Origin of the sequence: Desulfovibrio gilichinskyi (assembly GCF_900177375.1) — a bacterium.
Classification (GTDB): Bacteria; Desulfobacterota; Desulfovibrionia; order Desulfovibrionales; family Desulfovibrionaceae; genus Maridesulfovibrio; species Maridesulfovibrio gilichinskyi.
Map to the genome: position 1 here is coordinate 156,712 of NZ_FWZU01000001.1, position 17,825 is coordinate 174,536.

23 protein-coding genes are annotated in these 17,825 nt (G+C 42.6%); 18 read left to right on the forward strand and 5 right to left on the reverse strand.

The genetic code is table 11. The features are described from left to right. The first annotated feature begins 2 nt into the window (after positions 1-2). The 13 genes from B9N78_RS00665 (at position 3) to B9N78_RS00725 (ending at position 8,195) form a co-directional block, all read left to right on the forward strand. Positions 3-968, forward strand: a complete 966-nt coding sequence (locus B9N78_RS00665) for an MDR/zinc-dependent alcohol dehydrogenase-like family protein (RefSeq protein ID WP_085096861.1) — start codon at positions 3-5, stop codon at positions 966-968. 206 nt (positions 969-1,174) lie between these two features. Then, a complete protein-coding gene (locus tag B9N78_RS00670; RefSeq protein ID WP_085096864.1) occupies positions 1,175-1,384 on the forward strand; it encodes a hypothetical protein in 210 nt (69 codons plus the stop codon). After that, positions 1,381-1,770, forward strand: a complete 390-nt coding sequence (locus tag B9N78_RS00675; protein WP_085096867.1) for a holin family protein — start codon at positions 1,381-1,383, stop codon at positions 1,768-1,770. Before B9N78_RS00670 ends, B9N78_RS00675 begins: the two co-directional genes overlap by 4 nt. Further along, positions 1,760-1,972: a hypothetical protein gene (locus tag B9N78_RS00680; RefSeq protein ID WP_170921345.1), complete on the forward strand. Its 213-nt coding sequence runs from the start codon at positions 1,760-1,762 to the stop codon at positions 1,970-1,972. Before B9N78_RS00675 ends, B9N78_RS00680 begins: the two co-directional genes overlap by 11 nt. Then, positions 1,969-2,193, forward strand: a complete 225-nt coding sequence (locus B9N78_RS00685; RefSeq protein ID WP_085096870.1) for a hypothetical protein — start codon at positions 1,969-1,971, stop codon at positions 2,191-2,193. Before B9N78_RS00680 ends, B9N78_RS00685 begins: the two co-directional genes overlap by 4 nt. 56 nt (positions 2,194-2,249) lie before the next feature. After that, positions 2,250-2,519 (forward strand): hypothetical protein, encoded by a 270-nt coding sequence (locus B9N78_RS00690; protein WP_085096873.1) that lies wholly within the window; start codon positions 2,250-2,252, stop codon positions 2,517-2,519. Then, positions 2,500-4,041 (forward strand): hypothetical protein, encoded by a 1,542-nt coding sequence (locus B9N78_RS00695; protein ID WP_085096876.1) that lies wholly within the window; start codon positions 2,500-2,502, stop codon positions 4,039-4,041. The genes B9N78_RS00690 and B9N78_RS00695 overlap by 20 nt, the downstream gene beginning before the upstream one ends. After that, entirely contained in the window at positions 4,041-4,589 is a 549-nt protein-coding gene (locus tag B9N78_RS00700; RefSeq protein ID WP_085096879.1) for a GNAT family N-acetyltransferase, read from the forward strand. The genes B9N78_RS00695 and B9N78_RS00700 overlap by 1 nt, the downstream gene beginning before the upstream one ends. A gap of 62 nt (positions 4,590-4,651) precedes the next feature. Further along, complete coding sequence (locus tag B9N78_RS00705; protein ID WP_085096881.1) at positions 4,652-4,915, forward strand: hypothetical protein; 264 nt, start codon at positions 4,652-4,654, stop codon at positions 4,913-4,915. 9 nt (positions 4,916-4,924) lie between these two features. Continuing rightward, the gene (locus B9N78_RS00710) at positions 4,925-5,398 is read left to right on the forward strand and encodes an aminobutyrate aminotransferase (protein WP_085096884.1); all 474 of its coding nucleotides are present in this window, start codon (positions 4,925-4,927) and stop codon (positions 5,396-5,398) included. Continuing rightward, a complete protein-coding gene (locus B9N78_RS00715; RefSeq protein WP_085096887.1) occupies positions 5,395-5,514 on the forward strand; it encodes a Com family DNA-binding transcriptional regulator in 120 nt (39 codons plus the stop codon). The genes B9N78_RS00710 and B9N78_RS00715 overlap by 4 nt, the downstream gene beginning before the upstream one ends. A 110-nt stretch (positions 5,515-5,624) precedes the next feature. Beyond that, a complete protein-coding gene (locus tag B9N78_RS00720; RefSeq protein ID WP_085096890.1) occupies positions 5,625-7,295 on the forward strand; it encodes a portal protein in 1,671 nt (556 codons plus the stop codon). A gap of 198 nt (positions 7,296-7,493) precedes the next feature. Further along, positions 7,494-8,195 carry a hypothetical protein gene (locus tag B9N78_RS00725; RefSeq protein WP_085096893.1) on the forward strand — a complete coding sequence of 234 codons (702 nt, stop codon included), beginning with the start codon at positions 7,494-7,496 and terminating at the stop codon, positions 8,193-8,195. Here B9N78_RS00725 and B9N78_RS00730 read toward each other — a convergent pair. The 5 genes from B9N78_RS00730 to B9N78_RS00750 all read right to left on the reverse strand — a co-directional run bounded on the left by B9N78_RS00730 (position 8,192) and on the right by B9N78_RS00750 (position 13,740). Next, a complete protein-coding gene (locus B9N78_RS00730) occupies positions 8,192-9,334 on the reverse strand; it encodes an ABC transporter permease (protein ID WP_085096896.1) in 1,143 nt (380 codons plus the stop codon). The two genes, B9N78_RS00725 and B9N78_RS00730, sit on opposite strands and share 4 nt — an antisense overlap. Then, positions 9,331-10,245 (reverse strand): ABC transporter ATP-binding protein, encoded by a 915-nt coding sequence (locus B9N78_RS00735; protein WP_085096899.1) that lies wholly within the window; start codon positions 10,243-10,245, stop codon positions 9,331-9,333. The genes B9N78_RS00730 and B9N78_RS00735 overlap by 4 nt, the downstream gene beginning before the upstream one ends. Beyond that, positions 10,238-11,275: an HlyD family secretion protein gene (locus B9N78_RS00740; RefSeq protein WP_085096902.1), complete on the reverse strand. Its 1,038-nt coding sequence runs from the start codon at positions 11,273-11,275 to the stop codon at positions 10,238-10,240. The genes B9N78_RS00735 and B9N78_RS00740 overlap by 8 nt, the downstream gene beginning before the upstream one ends. Position 11,276: 1 nt before the next feature. Beyond that, positions 11,277-11,888: a TetR/AcrR family transcriptional regulator gene (locus B9N78_RS00745; RefSeq protein ID WP_085096905.1), complete on the reverse strand. Its 612-nt coding sequence runs from the start codon at positions 11,886-11,888 to the stop codon at positions 11,277-11,279. A 145-nt stretch (positions 11,889-12,033) separates the two neighbouring features. Beyond that, on the reverse strand, positions 12,034-13,740 hold the full coding sequence (locus B9N78_RS00750; protein ID WP_085096908.1) for a Na+/H+ antiporter NhaC family protein: 1,707 nt from the start codon (positions 13,738-13,740) through the stop codon (positions 12,034-12,036). 267 nt (positions 13,741-14,007) lie between these two features. Here B9N78_RS00750 and trhA point away from each other — a divergent pair, with 267 nt between their 5' ends. From trhA to B9N78_RS00775, 5 genes are all read left to right on the forward strand, one after another. Continuing rightward, positions 14,008-14,661 carry a PAQR family membrane homeostasis protein TrhA gene (trhA, locus tag B9N78_RS00755; protein WP_085096911.1) on the forward strand — a complete coding sequence of 218 codons (654 nt, stop codon included), beginning with the start codon at positions 14,008-14,010 and terminating at the stop codon, positions 14,659-14,661. A 162-nt stretch (positions 14,662-14,823) separates the two neighbouring features. Then, complete coding sequence (locus B9N78_RS00760; RefSeq protein ID WP_085096913.1) at positions 14,824-15,345, forward strand: V4R domain-containing protein; 522 nt, start codon at positions 14,824-14,826, stop codon at positions 15,343-15,345. Between the two features lie 3 nt (positions 15,346-15,348). Continuing rightward, complete coding sequence (locus tag B9N78_RS00765) at positions 15,349-16,344, forward strand: GGDEF domain-containing protein (protein ID WP_085096916.1); 996 nt, start codon at positions 15,349-15,351, stop codon at positions 16,342-16,344. A gap of 386 nt (positions 16,345-16,730) precedes the next feature. Then, positions 16,731-17,063 carry a hypothetical protein gene (locus tag B9N78_RS00770; RefSeq protein WP_085096919.1) on the forward strand — a complete coding sequence of 111 codons (333 nt, stop codon included), beginning with the start codon at positions 16,731-16,733 and terminating at the stop codon, positions 17,061-17,063. Continuing rightward, entirely contained in the window at positions 17,060-17,731 is a 672-nt protein-coding gene (locus B9N78_RS00775) for a hypothetical protein (protein WP_085096922.1), read from the forward strand. The genes B9N78_RS00770 and B9N78_RS00775 overlap by 4 nt, the downstream gene beginning before the upstream one ends. Positions 17,732-17,825 lie beyond the last annotated feature (94 nt).

Sequence of the window (17,825 nt, forward strand, 5' to 3'; positions counted from 1 at the left end):
CTTTGCGAGCAGTATATTTTAAAGATAGAAATATTGAATTAATTGAGACTGAAAAGCCTCAATTATCAGAAGGTGAAGCCCTCTTAAAAGTCATTATTGCCGGAATTTGCAATACGGATATTGAGCTTCATAAAGGTTATTACGGTTTTGAAGGTGTTCCGGGGCATGAATTTGTCGCAATAGTTGAAGAGTGTCCTGATAACCCTGAATTCATCGGGAAAAGGGTTGTTGCAGATATTAATATTGCGGACAGTTCCTATTCCGGTGATCCGCGGCACGCACCTGGTAGGAATGTTATAGGAATAGCGAATCATGATGGTGCTTTTGCCGAGTATCTCAAGGCTCCGGTTAGCAATCTTTATGTTGTTGAAGATAGTGTTGCTACTCAGGCGGCTGTTTTCGCTGAGCCTCTTGCCGCCGCCCTTGAAGTAAGCCAGCAGATCCATATAACAGCCGATATGCGGGTTATGGTGCTTGGGGATGGAAAGCTCGGCATACTGACGGCATTAGCATTAAGGATATATAATCCGAATGTACTTTTGATCGGAAAGCACGCTGATAAACTTGCGATTGCCGCAGATCAGGGAGTAGCAACTTATTGTATTGAAAGTGTGGAAGCTCTTTCTGAATTAGCGGTTAAGCATGGCCGATATGATCTGGTTGTTGAGGCAACAGGAAGTGAGAGCGGGTTAGCGTATGCCATAGATTTTGTACGACCTGAAGGAACTGTCGTAGCTAAAACAACATCTCATAAGCCGACATTAATAAATCTTGCTAAAGTGGTTGTAGATGAAATTTCGATTGTAGGTTCCCGCTGCGGTGATATCGGACTTGCTCTTTCGACTCTTGAGCATGGCCTTATTGATGTTTCAGGGTTGATAGAAGCTGAGTATAATTTTGATCAGTTTCTATCAGCGTTTGAGCATGCGTGCCGCAAAGGTTCAAAAAAGATACTTGTAAGGATGTAGATTGTTTTTATCATCATTTATTTAGTTTTAAGATAATAAAGTTTTATAATTAAATAAGTTAGGAATACTGTTGAAGCCCCCGCAAATTAATTGCGGGGGTTTTCTTTTTTTCAGCGGATTTTTTTTACAATTATTTGCCTTCCGGACATGAACCGGCTGTTTCATGTCCGCCCTCACCGATATTCTTTAATAAAAGGGAGGAAGAAATGAAAGAAAGTTCAGTTGAAACTCTTGCGGGTTTGTACCCTCTTGAAAATAGAGGACTCATAAAGACCTACGCAAAGTTTGTTGAGGATAATCCGGATTGGCATGAGTTCGGATTTGCATTGGCTGATTACAAAAGGAACAAAACTGTTCCTGAACTCGGAGGATGGGAACATCCACAAAGCATTGAAACCCCGGTGGTGCGTATATGATCGGTTCTATTCTGGATCTGGGATCAACGATTATCGACAAAATCTGGCCTGATGCTGGTGACAGGGAAAAAGCGAAACTTAAGCTCGTGGAATTGCAAAGTAAGGGGGAGCTTGTTGAGATTGAATCCCGTCTGAAAATCATGCTGGCGGAAATGTCAGGTAACTGGCTTCAGCGTTCATGGCGGCCTATTCTTATGCTGACCATAATTACCATAGTGGCTAATAATTACCTTTTGTATCCGTACATGAGTTTGTTTTGGGCAGAAGCACCGAAGTTGGAACTTCCGCCGCAACTCTGGTCACTGATGCAGCTGGGGCTTAGCGGTTACGTTGTGGGTCGAAGCGCGGAAAAAGTTGTTAAAACATGGAGGGAAAATGGTGGTTGAAGAAAGGAGCGAATTGCATGACCTGCTCATTCGTATAGATGAACGGGTAAAATCTATTCAGGAGGACATTGCTGGAATTAACAGGGACAGACGGTGCCATACCCATACAGAAAAAATTCGCAGTCTTGAACGGGCTGTATGGGGCACTGTCACTGTTGTAGCCGGAGTAACTGCCCGGGCTTTTTATGAGGCATTTCGATGATAGTTTCAGCAGTTTTTGCGGACGCGGCGTCATGGTTAGGCGGATCATTTGAAGGGGACAGATGCGATTGTTGCGGGTGTGTTGATAAGCTTGAATATTTCAGGATGGAGACACGTTACGGCGGAAAAATTGTTTTCCGTGAAGCCCGTTTATGCCGCAAGTGCATGAGAAAAACAGAAGCCGGTGTCTACGAAAGTCTGGGTAAAAACATTGTCCAGTAGGTCTTGTGTTTTTCTAATCTGTTTAGCGGAGTGAAGTAAACTTTGGAGATTGAAAAGTGAATAAAACAGAAGTTGTTAAACGTCAGAAGGAGGAGCTCGAACGATTTCGGGAAGTTTTCGCGCTTGCCGTGGATGGAAGTGATTCCGACATGGTTAAAGATTTAAAAACCAAGCTCGACATAATGCAAAAGCGGCATGACATGGAGCGTAAAGCATGGTGCATCGGCGACACTAAAAAAGAAGTATCAACTGAACAAAAAAACAAGAAAAGTTCTGCAATAAGTCCTGAACTGAGGGAGAAGCTGGATGAAATTTACAGATCTTAGCAGCGCGAACAAGTGGTATGCTGATTTGCTTCGTAAGGCTGAGCAAAGCAAAGAGGTTTTGCAGGTTCTTGCTGAACTTGGGCGCAGTGATCTGTTTTTTCTGCTGACTCGTTTACTCGGCCGAGGCGATGCAAACAATGAATGGGTTTTTGCAAGGTGTCAGGACGTACAGAATAGTTCTGACGGGCGTCTCGATTTGTGGAGTCGTGAGCATTACAAATCCACTATCATAACTTTTGCGCTGACAGTTCAGGATATTTTGCGTGACCCGGAAGTTACCATTGGAATTTTCAGCCACACGCGCCCGATTGCAAAGGGATTTTTACGTCAGATAAAGATGGAGTTTGAACGTAATGAACTCCTTAAGCAGTGTTACCGTGATGTGTTGTGGGCTAATCCTAAAAAGGATTCTCCTAAGTGGTCTGAGGAAGACGGAATCATAGTCAAAAGAAAATCCAATCCCAAAGAAGCCACTGTGGAAGCATGGGGGCTGGTGGACGGACAGCCGACCGGTAAGCATTTCTCACGATTGATTTATGATGATGTGGTTACGCGTGAATCGGTTTCCTCGCCGGATATGATCTTTAAAACGACTGAAGCGTGGGCCTTGTCTATCAATCTCGGAACTCGTGAAGGGATCAAAAGGTATATTGGAACCCGCTATCATTTTAATGATACTTGTCGCGATATTTTGAAAAGGAAGGCGGCTGTTCCGAGAATTTTTCCGGCAACTGCTGACGGAACTCTTGAAGGTGATCCGGTACTGCTCACCAGAGAACAGCTTGCAACCAAGCGGCGTGAAATGGGGCCGTATGTTTTCGGTTGCCAGATGATGCAGGACCCCAGAGCGGACGATGTTCAGGGGTTTAAAGAAGACTGGATCAATCGCTGGGAGCAGCATTCTCAAAGCGGCAAACCTAAGTGGCGCGAATTTAACCGCTATCTGCTTGTGGACCCTGCAAGCGAGAAGAAAGTCGGTAGCGATTATACGGTAATGCTGGTCATAGGACTCGGTCCGGACAGGAATTATTATCTGATAGACGGTATTCGCGACCGCCTCAACTTAACAGAGCGGGCCCGTGCTCTTTTTAGATTGCACAGAGCTTACGGGCCGCAAGTTGTCGGATACGAAAAGTACGGTCAGCAGGCGGATGTTGAGCACATGCAGTACGTGATGGGAGAACAGAATTATCGTTTTTCCATTGAACCGCTTGGCGGTCATGTTCCGAAAACAGATCGCATCAGAAAGCTTGTACCTATTTTTGAACAGGGGCGTTTCTGGCTGCCGTGGAGGAGCAGATTTATGGATCATCAGGGACGGGAGCGGGATTTAGTACGGGAATTTATTGATGACGAGTATCTGGCTTTTCCTGTTGCTCCCCATGACGACATGCTGGATTGCATGGCTAGGATTTTAGATCCGGCACTTGGAGCTGTTTTTCCCAGAGCTGGTAACTGCGTTCAGCCGCAGGAGTCCGTTCAGGGAATCATGGATTACGATATTTTTACAGGAGGACAATAATGTACGGGTTTGAACTTGAAGGAGGTTTTACGTTTTATAAGTATCGTGATTTTGACGGAACGGAAAGTCTTACCGAAGGACATTTAAAATGGTTTTGGGATGTGATGGAAAGAGCAGGGCAAATTCCGGTTGTTTTTTACGATGGTTCTGTTGAATGTTTTGAGGATTTTAAGCGTTTGGTGGATTTGAAAGATCAACATTTCTTTTTTGGTTTTAAAAATGAGAAACCTTCAGTGCTCTTTTGGCTGAACGGTTTTAGTCAGTATTCTTGCTTTGTTCATTTTGCCGTGATGCCTGATTTTTTCGGAAAAGAGGCTTTACGTATTGGAAAAGGTGCGTTGCGCCATTTGTTGACAGTCCGTGACGTGTCAGGTCGTTATATTCTTGACTGCGTCAAAGGTCTCACACCGGTAACAAATCCACTTGCCTGCCGCATAGCAGAAAAAAGTGGATTTACCAAAGTGGGAATACTTCCGCAGTCAGCATACCTTGCTGCGGAAGATAAAAGTGTGGACGCCGTAATTTTTTGTGCGGTCAGAAATAGTTGATGTGAAGCTTCATTGTTTAAGGAAGTTTTAAGGTTAAAATTTTAAACGAAAGGAGAATGATCATGGGAGGATCTGGATCAAAATCACCATCAGCACCTGTAGCACCGGCTCCGCCGCCGCCTGTAGCACCGGCTCCGGCACCGCCGATTATGGATACCGATCTGCAAAAGAGTGAAGAGGAGCTGAAGGCCAAAAAGATGCGGGAATTATCCCGTCTTCAAAAAGGTAGAAGTGCGACTGTTCTTACAAGCGGGCAGGGTGTTCTCGGGGAGACTACTACAGAGAATGCAACTCTTCTGGGACAGAAGACTAAACTCGGGCAGTAAGGTGAAATCATGAGCAGTTATTACAGACCTGACCTGCCTAAATCAGGCAGATCTTCCGTCTGGTTTGACTATGGATCTCCGGGGTTTAACGGTTATTTTAAATGGCATAAAACTACCTATGGAACGAATCCATCATTTAATGCCAGCGGGTTATCAGCTCCGTCCAATTGGCAGATGCCTGATGAATGGACTTTTTCCGATGCTACTGGGCATTGGTACACTCCAGGTGAAATGAAAAATGCCGGTTTTAATCTGATTGATGGTGAATGGCTTCATCCAAATGACATTAGAAAGCGTGAAATCGATAAGGAAAATGCTGATATCGAAGCCAGAATATCTGCCAGAAACGCCAACGAAGAAAAGATGCGGCAGGTTCATGCTTTGGGCAGAAAAAAGACGATACTTACTGGACCTGTAGGTGTTTCCGGTGTGGCTAAAGTAGAGAAACAGTTTTTACAAAATTCAAAAGGAGTGATGCAGTGATTGATCTTCGTTGTCCTGTATGCGGCAGGTTGCTTATGAAAGGGCAGATTGTTGAGGTTCAGGTTAAGTGTCCGAAGTGTAAAAAGCTGGTTAAACTTTCCTGTAATAAAGAGTAACTGATTTTCTATACATTAAGGGGGGCAGGTCTTGCCGTTACAGGCTTAATGTTTGTAGTTTCAAGATTGGCGGCCCCCCCTTTTTATATAGATAGACCAAAGGATAAAATATGAATGTAAGTAATAAAAATAAGTACGAATCCAGGCTGAAAACGCTCAGGCAGGAGCGTAGTTCGTGGGAGGGGCATTGGCGGGAAATAAGTGATTATATTCTGCCGCGAAAAGGTGTGTATGATGGCATTATTCCCAATGACGGGAGCAGAAAAAATAATCGTATTATTGATTCCACTGCAACAAGGGCTTTAAGGATTCTTGCAGCAGGTTTACAAGGCGGGCTTACTTCCCCGGCGCGTCCTTGGTTCCGGCTGGGACTTGCTGATCGGGATATGTCCAAGCATAAATCTGTTCGCGACTGGATTTCTAATGTTGAAGCGGTCATGTATAGGGCACTTGCTCGTAGTAATTTTTATTCGTGCATACATTCACTTTATACGGAGCTTGCGGGGTTCGGAACAGGGATACTTTATTGTGAACCGGATGTTGATCAAGGCATAAGATTTCGTACTTTGACAGCCGGAGAATATTGTCTTGCAACCGATGCGCAGGGTCGAGTTGATACCGTTTACCGTGAATTCAAAATGACAGCGCGCCAGCTTGAAAAAAGATTCGGTATTGACGCTCTTCCTGCAACTGTAAGAACCAGTTTGGCCAGTAATCGGGATCATTGGTTTGATATTCTGCATGCGGTTCAGCCCCGTGATGAATTCAATCCCAGAAAACTTGATAAGCAGAATATGCCTTTTGAATCAGTATTTATTCTTAACGGTATGGGAAATGAAATCCTTTCGGAAAGCGGATTCATGGAAAATCCCTACATGGCACCGCGCTGGGATACCTCGGCAATGGATGTGTATGGCAGATCGCCGGGGATGGATGTTTTGTCAGATGTTAAAATGTTGATGGAAATGAGTAAAAGTCAAATTCAGGCTGTGCATTTGACTCTGCGTCCGCCTATGAAAGTGCCTTCCATGTACTCGCGCAGGCTTAATCTTCTTCCCGGAGGGCAGAATCCGGTTGAACAGAATCAACAGGATGCTATTGCTCCGCTTTATCAGGTCCGGCCGGATCTTGCCGGAGTGAGTGGTAAAATTCAGGAAGTCCGGTCTGCAATTCGTGAAGGGTTCTATAATGATGTTTTCATGATGATGGCCGGTTCAACCCGTAAAGTTATTACAGCTTCTGAAGTTGCCGAGCGGCACGAAGAAAAACTGATCCAGTTAGGGCCGGTGATTGATCGTCAGCATACAGAACTTCTCGATCCGCTTATTGACAGAGTTTTCGGGATCTTAACGCGCGCAGGTAAATTGCCGGAGCCTCCGTCCTGCCTTGACGGTATGGATATCCGAATCGATTATATTTCAATTCTTGCTCAGGCTCAGAAAATGGTCGGGACTCAGTCAATTCAGTCGCTATCTGAATTTGTGGGAAGACTCGCCGGAGCAAACCCTGAGATTTTAGATAAGGTTGATATGGATCGCGCGGTTGATGAATATGCTGAATTGATAGGGGTGCCGACAGGTATTGTACGATCCGGTGATGAGGTTGAAAAGTTCAGGACTCAACGAAGAGAGATGCAGCTTCAGCAGCAGAAAATGCAACAGGGCATGGCCGCGGCTTCTGCAGGCACAAGTATGATTAAAGATTTATCGCAGGCAGGATTTACTCGCAACGAAGTTGCGGGATTTGCCGGAAAAGCAGAGCAGATTATGAGTTCAATGTAAAATTTCATGGGAGAGTTCTTATGCGGAGTCTTTATAAAAGGCTCCGCTTTTTTTAATGTGCACATTCTATCTTATTTCATATGTTATATTAGGTTGTTGTATCTTGTATATTGATATATTAGTTATAAAGATGTATATTATAACATCTGCTTAATTGCAGGGATGGGCGGTTCTTATCCAGAGAATAAAGAGGGTTTTATGAAGCTGGTTGTGACGGATATAACTAGATTTAAAGATAATGATAATGTTTGCATGGCCTTACTTGATGTTGAATCGTGCAAATGCCATCGGCCTTTGCCCTATGCAACTAAGGCTATTATTGATCAGAAAGGGATTTCTCCGGGCATGATTGTTGATGCTACTGTTATTCCGAATGAAGCCGCAGTCCGCCCTCATGTTGAAGATTGTCTTTTTGTTAATGATTTATGGTTCGAAAGGATGGGCGAAGTTTCTTTTAAAGATTTACTGGAGCGAAGCGCTGTAGATTCTGTTAAAGAAGCTTTCAGCGGCATGATTACGCCTAAAAACAGATATGTTCCTTTGGATTCGCCTACTGATTTTTCGATTAGAACCGTAAGAATAGCCCCTTTGTCGTTGTCACTTTCTGTGGTCGGAACTGATGAAAAAAAATTGCGACTCAGTTTTACGGATAAAACCGGCGAAACTTTTCGGCATACCCCTATTGCGGATTTAAATTTTCATTCCTGTGCTTTGAAATATGTTCAACAGGATAGGCTTGAAGACTTTAATACAGCTCTTGCCGGCGGCGAAGAAGTGTTCATGCGTGTAGGTTTAAGCAGAGCTTATACAGGCAAAAACGGCAAACAGGGATACTGGATGCAGGCAAACGGAATATACTGTTTTCCGGGCTGTTTTTGGGTTGAAGGGTGCTGCATTTAATCAAGAGTCTTTTTATACCTCTTAAGTCCCACCGCAAGAATTACCAGCCAGAAAATGATTATAGGCCACAGGTGGTGTGTTGATTCCATCCATCCACTGCCTTTAAGCAGAACCCCGCGTACTAATCTTAAATAGTGTGTGAGCGGTAGAAATGATCCCAGTGTCTGCGCCCATTGCGGCATACCCCTGAACGGAAACATAAATCCTGACAGCAATAGTGACGGCAGAAAAAAGAATATGGACATCTGCACGGCTTGAAGCTGATTTTTAGCAATAGTTGATATTGTAACACCTACCGTCAGGTTCGCGGCAATGAAGAATGATGAATACAAAAAAATGATCACAGGATTGCCGTTGATCGGGACATTAAACAGAAAGATCGAAGCAAGCATAATCAGCATTACCTGAATATACCCGACTAAAACATATGGAATAATTTTTCCAAGCATTACTTCAAGCGGGCGGACGGGGGTCGTCAGCAGATTTTCCATTGTTCCGCGTTCCCGTTCTCTTGTTATTGCAAGTGATGTTATCATAGAAAGAGTCATGGTAAGAATTACTCCCATGAGGCCCGGGACAATGTTATATTGGCTGATGGCTTCGGGGTTGTAGTCCGCATGAATCAGCATGTTTACGGGCGGATCTTTGGGCAGAAGATAGCTCAGTGAACCTTTCAGCTCTTGTTCCATCGCCCGATTTACTATTTCTTTCATGGAATTTACCGCATTACCCGTGGCCATCGGGTCTGTTGCATCGGCTTCAAGCAGGAGTGTCGGTCGTTCCCCCCGTTCAATTTTCTGTCCGAATTGTTCAGGGATGGTCAGCACGAATTGCACTTCGCCAAGCTCAAGTAATTTATTTGCTTCGGCTCTGGAGCTTATGAACCGATCAACATCAAAATATGTACTTGTCTGCATGTCGGAGACTATGGCGCGTGAATATTGAGAGTTATCACCGGAGAGTATGGCTAAAGGCAAATGCCTCGGATCAGAATTTATTGCGTATCCGAAAAGAATCAATTGAATGATCGGAATGCCGATCATCATGGCAAAGGTCAGCCTGTCACGACGCATTTGTATGAATTCTTTTCCCGTAATTGCCATGAACCTTTTGAAAGAAAACAATTTTAGGGTGCTCATGGCATTTTTCCTTTCATAAGATCTATGAAGACTTCTTCTAAGCTTGTTTCAGACGAGCTGAAACTGTTATCCGGTCCTGCTACAGTTTTAATACCGTTTTCTATTTTTGCTTTATCCCTTCCGCTTATGTGCAGGGTGTTCCCGAAGGCGACAACCTGATCTATCCCGTCTGTAGCTCGCAGAAGGGGAGTCATTTCGGCAAGCCGCGGACCTTTGAGCGTCCAAGTATGCAGGCCGGAATTGGCAATGAGTTCTTCAAGCGTGCCTTTAACTAAGAGGTTTCCATACGCAATGTAGGCAAGTCTGTGGCAACGTTCAGCTTCGTCCATATAATGAGTGCTTATCAAAGCTGTGATTCCATGCGCGGCCAAGTTGTGGACTTCATCCCAGAAATCCCGCCGCGCAGAAGGGTCGACTCCAGCGGTTGGTTCGTCAAGAAGTAACAGCTGTGGGCTGTGCAATGTGCATCCGGTTAAAGCAAGTCGCTGTTTCCAGCCACCGGATAGACTGTCCGCAAGTTGACCTGCGAATCTGCCGAGTCCCATGCGTTCTATCGCTTCATCAATCAGTTTCCTGCGGTTTGGTAGTTGATAAGCTCTTGCCAGAAAATCAAGGTTTTCACGTACAGTCAGATCGCCGTACAGGCTGAATTTTTGAGCCATGTATCCGACCTTGGGCTTTATAAGATCGGACTCTGTTAAAATGTCATACCCAAGGCATGTGCCGGAACCTGCATCAGGCTGAAGCAGGCCGCAAAGCATGCGAATAAACGTTGTTTTACCTGATCCGTTCGGGCCTAGGAAACCGAATATCTCGCCTTTTTTGACGTTCATATCCAGCGCATTCACAACAGTTTTTTCCCCGAAAATTTTGGTCACGCCCGTTACATTTATGACAGTCTGATCATCCATTTCTACCTCGGAAGAAAGACTTTACGGTGTCGATGATCCCTACTTTATGATCAAAATATTTTATATTCCTGCTGACATCTACAGGTTGTCCCGGTTTAAGGCACAGCGCATCCTTTAACTCTGGGTAAGCTTCCAGCATGAAGACCAGTTTTGCTCTGCTCTGGCTGGAATAAATAACCGGCGGAGTGTATTCTGATTTAGGTGAAATATAAGTCAGTTTAATTTTTACGGGTTCGTTTAATCCGTCATAGTTAAGAAATAATTCTTCTCCGATTCTAAATTCTCCTACAATCGGTTCAGGAACATAGAATTTTACCTTGCGGTTTTCAGGAGGCAATATGGAAAGAACCGGATTTCCAGCCGGAACCCATTCACCTTTATACCGGATGGTGTCGAAGACTAAACCTGAGCGCGGAGCGGTCTGTTCCTTTTGATCGTAATTCCAACGGGCTTGGACAAGTCTCGCTTTTGCTGCATCAACTGCTGATTCTGCAGCATTTATTTCGTCAGAGCGCGACCCGAGAGTAGCGGTAACAAGTTCTGATGTAATTTGATTTACCTGCTGAGTTGCCTGCTGATAAGTTGATAGTGATGTATCACGTTCTTCTTCGGATATTGTCCTTGATCTATAAAGGTCTGCTCTACGTTTGTAATCGGTGGCGGCTAGGGACTCTGCCGCTTTTGCTTTTTTAAGCCTAGCTTTGATTGAAGCAATTTCAGAAGGTCTGCTTCCTTTGCGTTTGTTCGCAAGATCGCTTAGCGATTTATCCAAATTTTCAGAGGCTTCATCAACTCCGGCTTTTTCATACTTTCTTTCAAGTGTGAACAGGGTTTGATTTGCGGTTACTTGTTGTCCCTTTTTTACATTCACTTCCTCAAGCTGTCCGCCGAGAGGGGATGATACATAAACAAAATCACCCTCAACATAACCTTGCCAAAGGAAATTTTCATCATCAGTACAAGCTGAAAGTAGCAGGCATATTGTTATGGTAAAGATTAGTAGCAGAACGCGGGTTTCAGTTTTTTTCATTTCAGGATTCCTCCGAAATGTTTCTATTTTTCACTGCATCTTCAAACAAAATAAGATTCCGTTGTATTTGAGGACGTGGGTCGAACTCTCCGTCGGAAAGGTGAAACAGAAACGAAGGAGGGACCACTGTTCCTAAAAACATAAAAACCACATCCTCAGATTTTATGTCCGTTCTTATTTCATCAGTTTGTTGACCTTTTTTTGCAATCATTGCCAGAACCTTACGATATTCATCCATGATAGCGAGAAATCCTTTGCGCTTTAAAGAGTCGCTGTTTGCTACCTGGTCTGAGAAAAGAAGCCTTGGAATTCCGGGATATTTATAAATCAAATCTCCATGTTTGAGCGCAAGGTTCTTTAGAATAGCAAGAGGACTAGTTTCTTCTTTTGCTGCAATAGTAGCATTTTCTCTTAGTTTGTTGTTTACAAGATCTCGTAACCCGTCGAATATTTCATCTTTATTTTTATAGTGTCGATATAAAGCGGATGGAACAATTTTACACGCCTTTGCAACATTTTCTACAGTGATGGCGGAAATGTTTTTAGCTGCAAGTTTCAGAGCAGCTTCGGCGATTTGTTCACGACGTGAATCACGGTCCATTCTTTTTTTCAAAATATTCTCCTAATATGTGAAAGTGAATTCACTTTAACATTAGAAAATAAAATTCGTCAATTGAAATGTATTATATTGGTTCAAATAAAAACGCCCCTTGCTCAGAAGAGCAAGGGGCGTTTAAGCTTAAATTTTAGGTGGGAGATCAGTTTGCTACCGGCTTACCTAAAAAGCGTATTGTTGCGAGCACGGCCAAAATAGCTACAGGAAGTATTATGGCTACCGGCATTCCGAGTCCTGCTGGAATATAACCGAACAGGATAGATATAAGTGCGACCGGAAGTGCATAAAACAACTGGGTTTTGGTGTGATCTATATGGTCGCAAGCAGCTCCCATTGATGACAGGATAGTTGTATCTGAAATAGGAGAGCAATGGTCTCCGAAGATAGCTCCGGTGAGAACAGAACCTATGTTTAAGATCACGTATCCTTGGTCGGGGTTAAGTGCGAATGCAAGTGGAATACACAGCGGCATCAGGATTCCCATTGTTCCGTAAGAAGTTCCTGTTGCAAATGAGATGATGGAACCCATTATGAAAATGATTGAAGGTAACAGGAATATGGGGATAGTATCAGATAAAATATTTACCAAATATGCAGCTGTTCCGAGTTCTTTAATGATTCCGGAAAGGGACCATGCCAGAAGTAAAATAACTGCTGTTATATTTAGAGACTTTACACCTTGAATCCATGTGGAAATTGCTTCATCAACTTTTAGAATTCTTTTACCGATAGCAATTGCAAGAGCCACAATTCCGGCGATCAGAGCTGCCTGAAATAAAACAACAGATGCATCCGATGCTCCGAAAGCCTCGCGGATGGCCCTGAAAGACATTGGAGAATCGTTGAATAATTTAATCAGTTGAGCGTTGTCGCCGCCCATGATTGCATTGTAGCCGTTGAAATAGAAACCTAAAAAAGCGGCAGCGATAAGAGTTCCGATAGGGATAATTGCATACCAAATACTTGGAGTAATGTCTGGATTAGGTTGCAATTCAGTAGCTTCATCTGAGATCATAGGTTTAGCTGTGTCACTTAGTACTTTCCCTGTTGTACGGGCACGCTGCTCAGCTGTGTACATGGGACCGAATTCTCTCATGAACCAGATCGTTCCGAGAATGAAGACCAGAATTAAAATATTGTAGAATCTGTAGGGGATAGTTTCTACAAACACACCGTAAGCATTCATAGTGTAACCGATACCCTGAAGACCATCGCGAATCAGTCCGACTTCATATGCAACCCATGTTGAAATCAGAGCTATTCCGGCGATAGGAGCGGCTGTTGCATCAATGATGAAAGCGAGTTTTTCTCTGGATACTTTCATTTTATCGGTGACCGGGCGCATTATCGGGCCGATCGTCAGCGAGTTTGCATAGTCATCAAAGAAAATAAGCAGACCGAGAAACCATGTTACAAGCTGAGAACTTTTAGGACTTCTTGCTTTTTTAGCAAGAGCATCCGCAATTGCTTTCGCACCGCCCATTTTGGAAACAAGGGCAATAAGGCCGCCTATGGCAAGGCATTGTAGAATGATACCTGCATTCCAAGGGCTGGCAAGTGAAGTAAGTATTTCATTGGATAGCCGTAGGAAGCCGGCAATAAAAGCATCGTAGATATGAAATCCTTTTAATTCGAGCATAAATGCTCCCGAAAAAACACCCAAAAGAAGTGAAAGGACGACATTTTTAGTAATGAAAGCAAGAACAATAGCAACCAAAGGTGGGATTAGGGTGAGTATTCCGAATTTTGCGGCATTGATAGGAGCTAAACTGGAGTCCGCGGCAAGTGCGGGATTACAAAATATCAGAATAAAGGCAAAAACTAAAAAAACAGTTCTAAAATAACGCATACAAGATTTCCCCTGTGAAATTTATTGCTATTTCGTAAAAACAGCGGAGTAGTAATTACAAGATATTTGTTGCAAAGGCAATCTTGCTACAAAAAAGTCTTATTTTTAAATATAAAATTTTGTGATAATAAAAAATGAATTCAGCAATTTGTCATATATATGATCTATTTTTAATCTTGTGCAATTAATATTGCTTGTTATTTTAAAGTGTATATTCATAACATGAGCTATGTTTGAGAGTTTTTAAAGAAAGTCAGCAGGTAATTTATGCTTCAATATATTCGCGATCCTATGAACGGCTTAACTCATTTTATCGGGTTTTGCCTTGCTATTGTCGGCCTCAGAATGCTTATCAATATTTCAATCAATCCTACCAATATAATGCATGTTGTTACTTTTTCAGTTTTCGGAATTGGTATGATTCTATTGTATTTAACAAGTACTCTTTATCACTGGCTTCCTCTTTCAGAAAAAGGGACACGGTTCTTACGTAAAATTGATCACACCATGATTTTTATTTTTATTGCGGCAACTTACACTCCTATTTGTCTTGTCGGGTTGAAGGGTGTCTGGGGTTGGTCAATCTTCGGATGCGTGTGGGCGATGGCTGTCGGCGGAATTATCACTAAATTTTTCTGGATGGATGCACCGCGCTGGCTTTCGACAGGTTTTTATCTCGCAATGGGCTGGGCGGCTATTGTCGCTATTTGGCCTCTTGTAGAAGCTTTGCAGATCGGAGCATTACTCTGGCTTTTAGCCGGGGGCATTTTCTATTCTATCGGTGCTGTAATTTATGCTCTTAAACGTCCAGACCCTTGGCCTGGATTTCTTGGTTTTCATGAAATTTTTCATATATTTGTAATGGCTGGTAGCTTTTGCCACTTTTGGGCTATTTATAAGTATATTTCAGTTATCATGTAAGCTGTTTAATCGTAGAAATCTGTTTAACTGCTCTTGTACTTGTTATAATGATAGGTTAAAATTTTTTGCTAAATATTAATTATTTGCGGTCAGCAAAAAAATGGTTTGTAAACGATATTTTTTGAATCATTTTAGTGAGAGAAACAATTGAGTAGGGATAGTATGAAAGACAGGAAGTATAAATTTACGTGGGATCTTATAGGTGATCTTGAACTGGGGCGTCCTAATTTAGGTCCTTATGCCAGACTTGAAGTTTATCGTTTAATGCAATTTTCCTTTCGAGATATTTTGGAAAAGAATTACGGTACTGAAAAAGCTGATGCATTGTTTTATGAATCCGGTAAACTTGCCGGCGAAGAAATGTTTAAGAAGTTTTTTTCAGAATTGACTAATTTTAATGAGTACGTAAAAGTTTTGCAAACTGCTTTGCGTGAAATGGGTGTAGGAATTCTTAAAGTGGAAGAAGCTGATCTTGAAGTTGGGAGGTTTGTGTTAACCGTTTCTGAAGATCTGGATTGCTCAGGTTTACCGGAACTTGATTATGAGATTTGTGCTTATGATGAAGGATTTATAGCTGGTTTGATGGAGAGCTTTACAGGGATTAAATTTAAGGTAAAAGAAGTAGATTGCTGGTGTACAGGAGATAGAACCTGTAGATTTTTAGCAGAAGCCGTGAAGGATTAGACTATGCATCACCAGTTTCCGTTTGAGCACGGATTATACACGGAGAATAAAGAAACTGCTCCCTTAGAATCAGCTGGAAATAATGGAAATTATGCTATAGTTTCTGAAATTGCCGATATTTTCCGTCATGCTTTAACATATCCTGACAAAGATATTATTCTTCCATCCTCACTTAGAGAAAATGCGGATCTGACTTCTTTGCTAAATGACCTTAAAGATATCAGTCTTTTTGCATTGTCTCTTGCAAACGGAGATACCTCAAAGGAACTCAGAGTCAAAGGATTTATGGCCGGAGCGTTAAAGACGCTTCGTTCTCATTTGCGTCATATGACTTGGCAGACAAAGCAGGTGACTGAAGGTGATTACAGTCAACAAATGGATTTCTTGGGTGAATTTTCTGAAGCGTTTAATGCGATGGTGGTCCAACTCGAAGAAACGAGAACTAAGCTTCTTGAGAGTGAACAAAAATATCGTTTACTGGCGGTGACTGACCCGCTTACCGGTCTTTTTAACCGAAGATCGTTTTTTGATTCCGCAAGAAAAGAATTGAACCGAACAGAGCGCAGGGGAGGGAGTGTTTCCTTTCTTATGATCGATGCAGATCATTTTAAAAATATTAATGATGCTCACGGTCATGCCTGTGGAGACATTGTATTGCGTGCTTTAGGGCTTTTTATTTCAGATTCTATTCGTGAAGAGGATCTTTTGGCTCGTTACGGCGGCGAGGAGTTTGTGGTGATTCTTCCTGATACTTCTGAAAAAGAGGCTGTTCATGTTGCTGAGAGAATGCGTGAATCGCTCAGCAATACTAAGATTCCTATCGGTCCTTGCGAAGTTAATATTGCAATAAGTATCGGTGTTTATGAGTATAAAGGTCAAGGGCAAACGGCTAAGCTATGTGATAAGGATGTAGATCAGGTTGTGTGCAATGCCGATAAAGCCCTTTATAAGGCAAAAGAAAGTGGGCGCAATATGGTTTGTTCTTTTTCTTTGTTGTAATAATCCTTTTCACACATCTTTTTAAAGTTTTAAAATTTGACTTAATGTTTAGATTACCTTCCTGAATTTTACCGGTTAACTTATAGTTTTCCTCCTCCGTTCATTATTTCTGCGTATTCACAAATATCTCTTTACTATGTGTAATTAAACAGTAAATCATCTTATATGATAGATTGTACTTGCTGCTTTACGTTATGTCTTTTCCTCTAGTTTAACCTCCTCGTTGTACAGATTCTTAATTTATTCAAGTCATTTTTCATTACAATAATTTAAAAAAAGTTGTCCCCCGGACATGAGTCGGCTGTTTCATGTCCGGGCTATTACATATTCTATGTCTTGTAGGGGGGAGGAACAACAAGTTTACCCTCAAAGGAGGAATAACGCTAATGACAATGGATGCTGAATTTTTGGAAGATGAACAGTTGGAAGCTGAAAGTATTAAAAAAGAACATCGCAGATTAACAGAGCTGTTTCTGGCAGATGTGAAAGCTACTTTCGGTTCTCCTCACGGCAGGCGGATCTTTACATTTCTGCTTGAGCAGGGAGGAGTTAATGCGGTTCTGTATTCCAAAGAAACAGATATTTACCGGAATGTGGCTGTTCATGATTTTGTAGTAGAAAATGTTCTTGCGCCTGTTGTTACGGCAGATGAGGAAATCTACCTTTCAATTATTCGTGAGCGCGCTGAAAAACTTAGGAAAGAGGAGGATAAAAAATGAGTGATTACGTTGCTCCTGAAGATACGCAGGCGGGGGTAACAGCTGCCGGTGGTATCGAACAACCGAACGGGCGACTGTCTATTCTAGGCAATGATGACGGGGAGTATGAACATGGTTCAGACCAAGAAGATCATCAAAAGTCGGCTGGGAATCAGCTTCGTGGAGCAGGTGGGGAAAGTGATGTTAAGCCTGACCTTCGCTCTGCCTCGCAGGTTGATCCGGCAGACTATGAAATAAATTATGGAGAAGGAATAGAAGTTCCATCTCATATTGATCAGCATTTCAGAGATTTTGCTCGTGAAAACGGTGTAACGGCCGAGCTTGCACAGAAATTGGTTGATTTTAATAACAAACTTGAAAGTGCAAGACATCAGGATCATGAACAGCAGGTCAATAAGTGGGCGGATGAAATAAGTTCCTTACCCGGCTGGCATGGTGCTGCTTTCAGACAAAATGTAAGCATAGCCAATAAGGCTATGAAAGCTTTTGCTTCACCTGAGCTGGTAAAGCTGATCAAAGATTCAGGCTATAACAATCATCCTGAGGTGGTTAAAGCTTTTCATGGAATAGGGATGCGTATGTCTGAAGATTCTTATGTGGACAGCCCTAGACCGACTGGAAGGAAGAAAACAATCGGAGAAATCCTTTACCCTAATCAGCCTGTTTAACTTTTATTGATAATTTTTCGTTTGAAGCGATTAGTTATATATTATGAACGCTTAAAGCGTCCTTAAATTAGAGCCGCAAGAAGGCCGAAATTCA

Bases quoted from the DNA above. Each gene is read 5' to 3' on its own strand.
- B9N78_RS00670 (WP_085096864.1), top strand. From the start codon at position 1,175: ATGAAAGAAAGTTCAGTTGAAACTCTTGCGGGTTTGTACCCTCTTGAA.
- B9N78_RS00675 (WP_085096867.1), top strand. From the start codon at position 1,381: ATGATCGGTTCTATTCTGGATCTGGGATCAACGATTATCGACAAAATC.
- B9N78_RS00680 (WP_170921345.1), top strand. From the start codon at position 1,760: ATGGTGGTTGAAGAAAGGAGCGAATTGCATGACCTGCTCATTCGTATA.
- B9N78_RS00685 (WP_085096870.1), top strand. From the start codon at position 1,969: ATGATAGTTTCAGCAGTTTTTGCGGACGCGGCGTCATGGTTAGGCGGA.
- B9N78_RS00695 (WP_085096876.1), top strand. From the start codon at position 2,500: ATGAAATTTACAGATCTTAGCAGCGCGAACAAGTGGTATGCTGATTTG.
- B9N78_RS00700 (WP_085096879.1), top strand. From the start codon at position 4,041: ATGTACGGGTTTGAACTTGAAGGAGGTTTTACGTTTTATAAGTATCGT.
- B9N78_RS00705 (WP_085096881.1), top strand. From the start codon at position 4,652: ATGGGAGGATCTGGATCAAAATCACCATCAGCACCTGTAGCACCGGCT.
- B9N78_RS00710 (WP_085096884.1), top strand. From the start codon at position 4,925: ATGAGCAGTTATTACAGACCTGACCTGCCTAAATCAGGCAGATCTTCC.
- B9N78_RS00720 (WP_085096890.1), top strand. From the start codon at position 5,625: ATGAATGTAAGTAATAAAAATAAGTACGAATCCAGGCTGAAAACGCTC.
- B9N78_RS00725 (WP_085096893.1), top strand. From the start codon at position 7,494: ATGAAGCTGGTTGTGACGGATATAACTAGATTTAAAGATAATGATAAT.
- B9N78_RS00730 (WP_085096896.1), bottom strand. From the start codon at position 9,334: ATGAGCACCCTAAAATTGTTTTCTTTCAAAAGGTTCATGGCAATTACG.
- B9N78_RS00735 (WP_085096899.1), bottom strand. From the start codon at position 10,245: ATGGATGATCAGACTGTCATAAATGTAACGGGCGTGACCAAAATTTTC.
- B9N78_RS00740 (WP_085096902.1), bottom strand. From the start codon at position 11,275: ATGAAAAAAACTGAAACCCGCGTTCTGCTACTAATCTTTACCATAACA.
- B9N78_RS00750 (WP_085096908.1), bottom strand. From the start codon at position 13,740: ATGCGTTATTTTAGAACTGTTTTTTTAGTTTTTGCCTTTATTCTGATA.
- trhA (WP_085096911.1), top strand. From the start codon at position 14,008: ATGCTTCAATATATTCGCGATCCTATGAACGGCTTAACTCATTTTATC.
- B9N78_RS00760 (WP_085096913.1), top strand. From the start codon at position 14,824: ATGAAAGACAGGAAGTATAAATTTACGTGGGATCTTATAGGTGATCTT.
- B9N78_RS00765 (WP_085096916.1), top strand. From the start codon at position 15,349: ATGCATCACCAGTTTCCGTTTGAGCACGGATTATACACGGAGAATAAA.
- B9N78_RS00770 (WP_085096919.1), top strand. From the start codon at position 16,731: ATGACAATGGATGCTGAATTTTTGGAAGATGAACAGTTGGAAGCTGAA.
- B9N78_RS00775 (WP_085096922.1), top strand. From the start codon at position 17,060: ATGAGTGATTACGTTGCTCCTGAAGATACGCAGGCGGGGGTAACAGCT.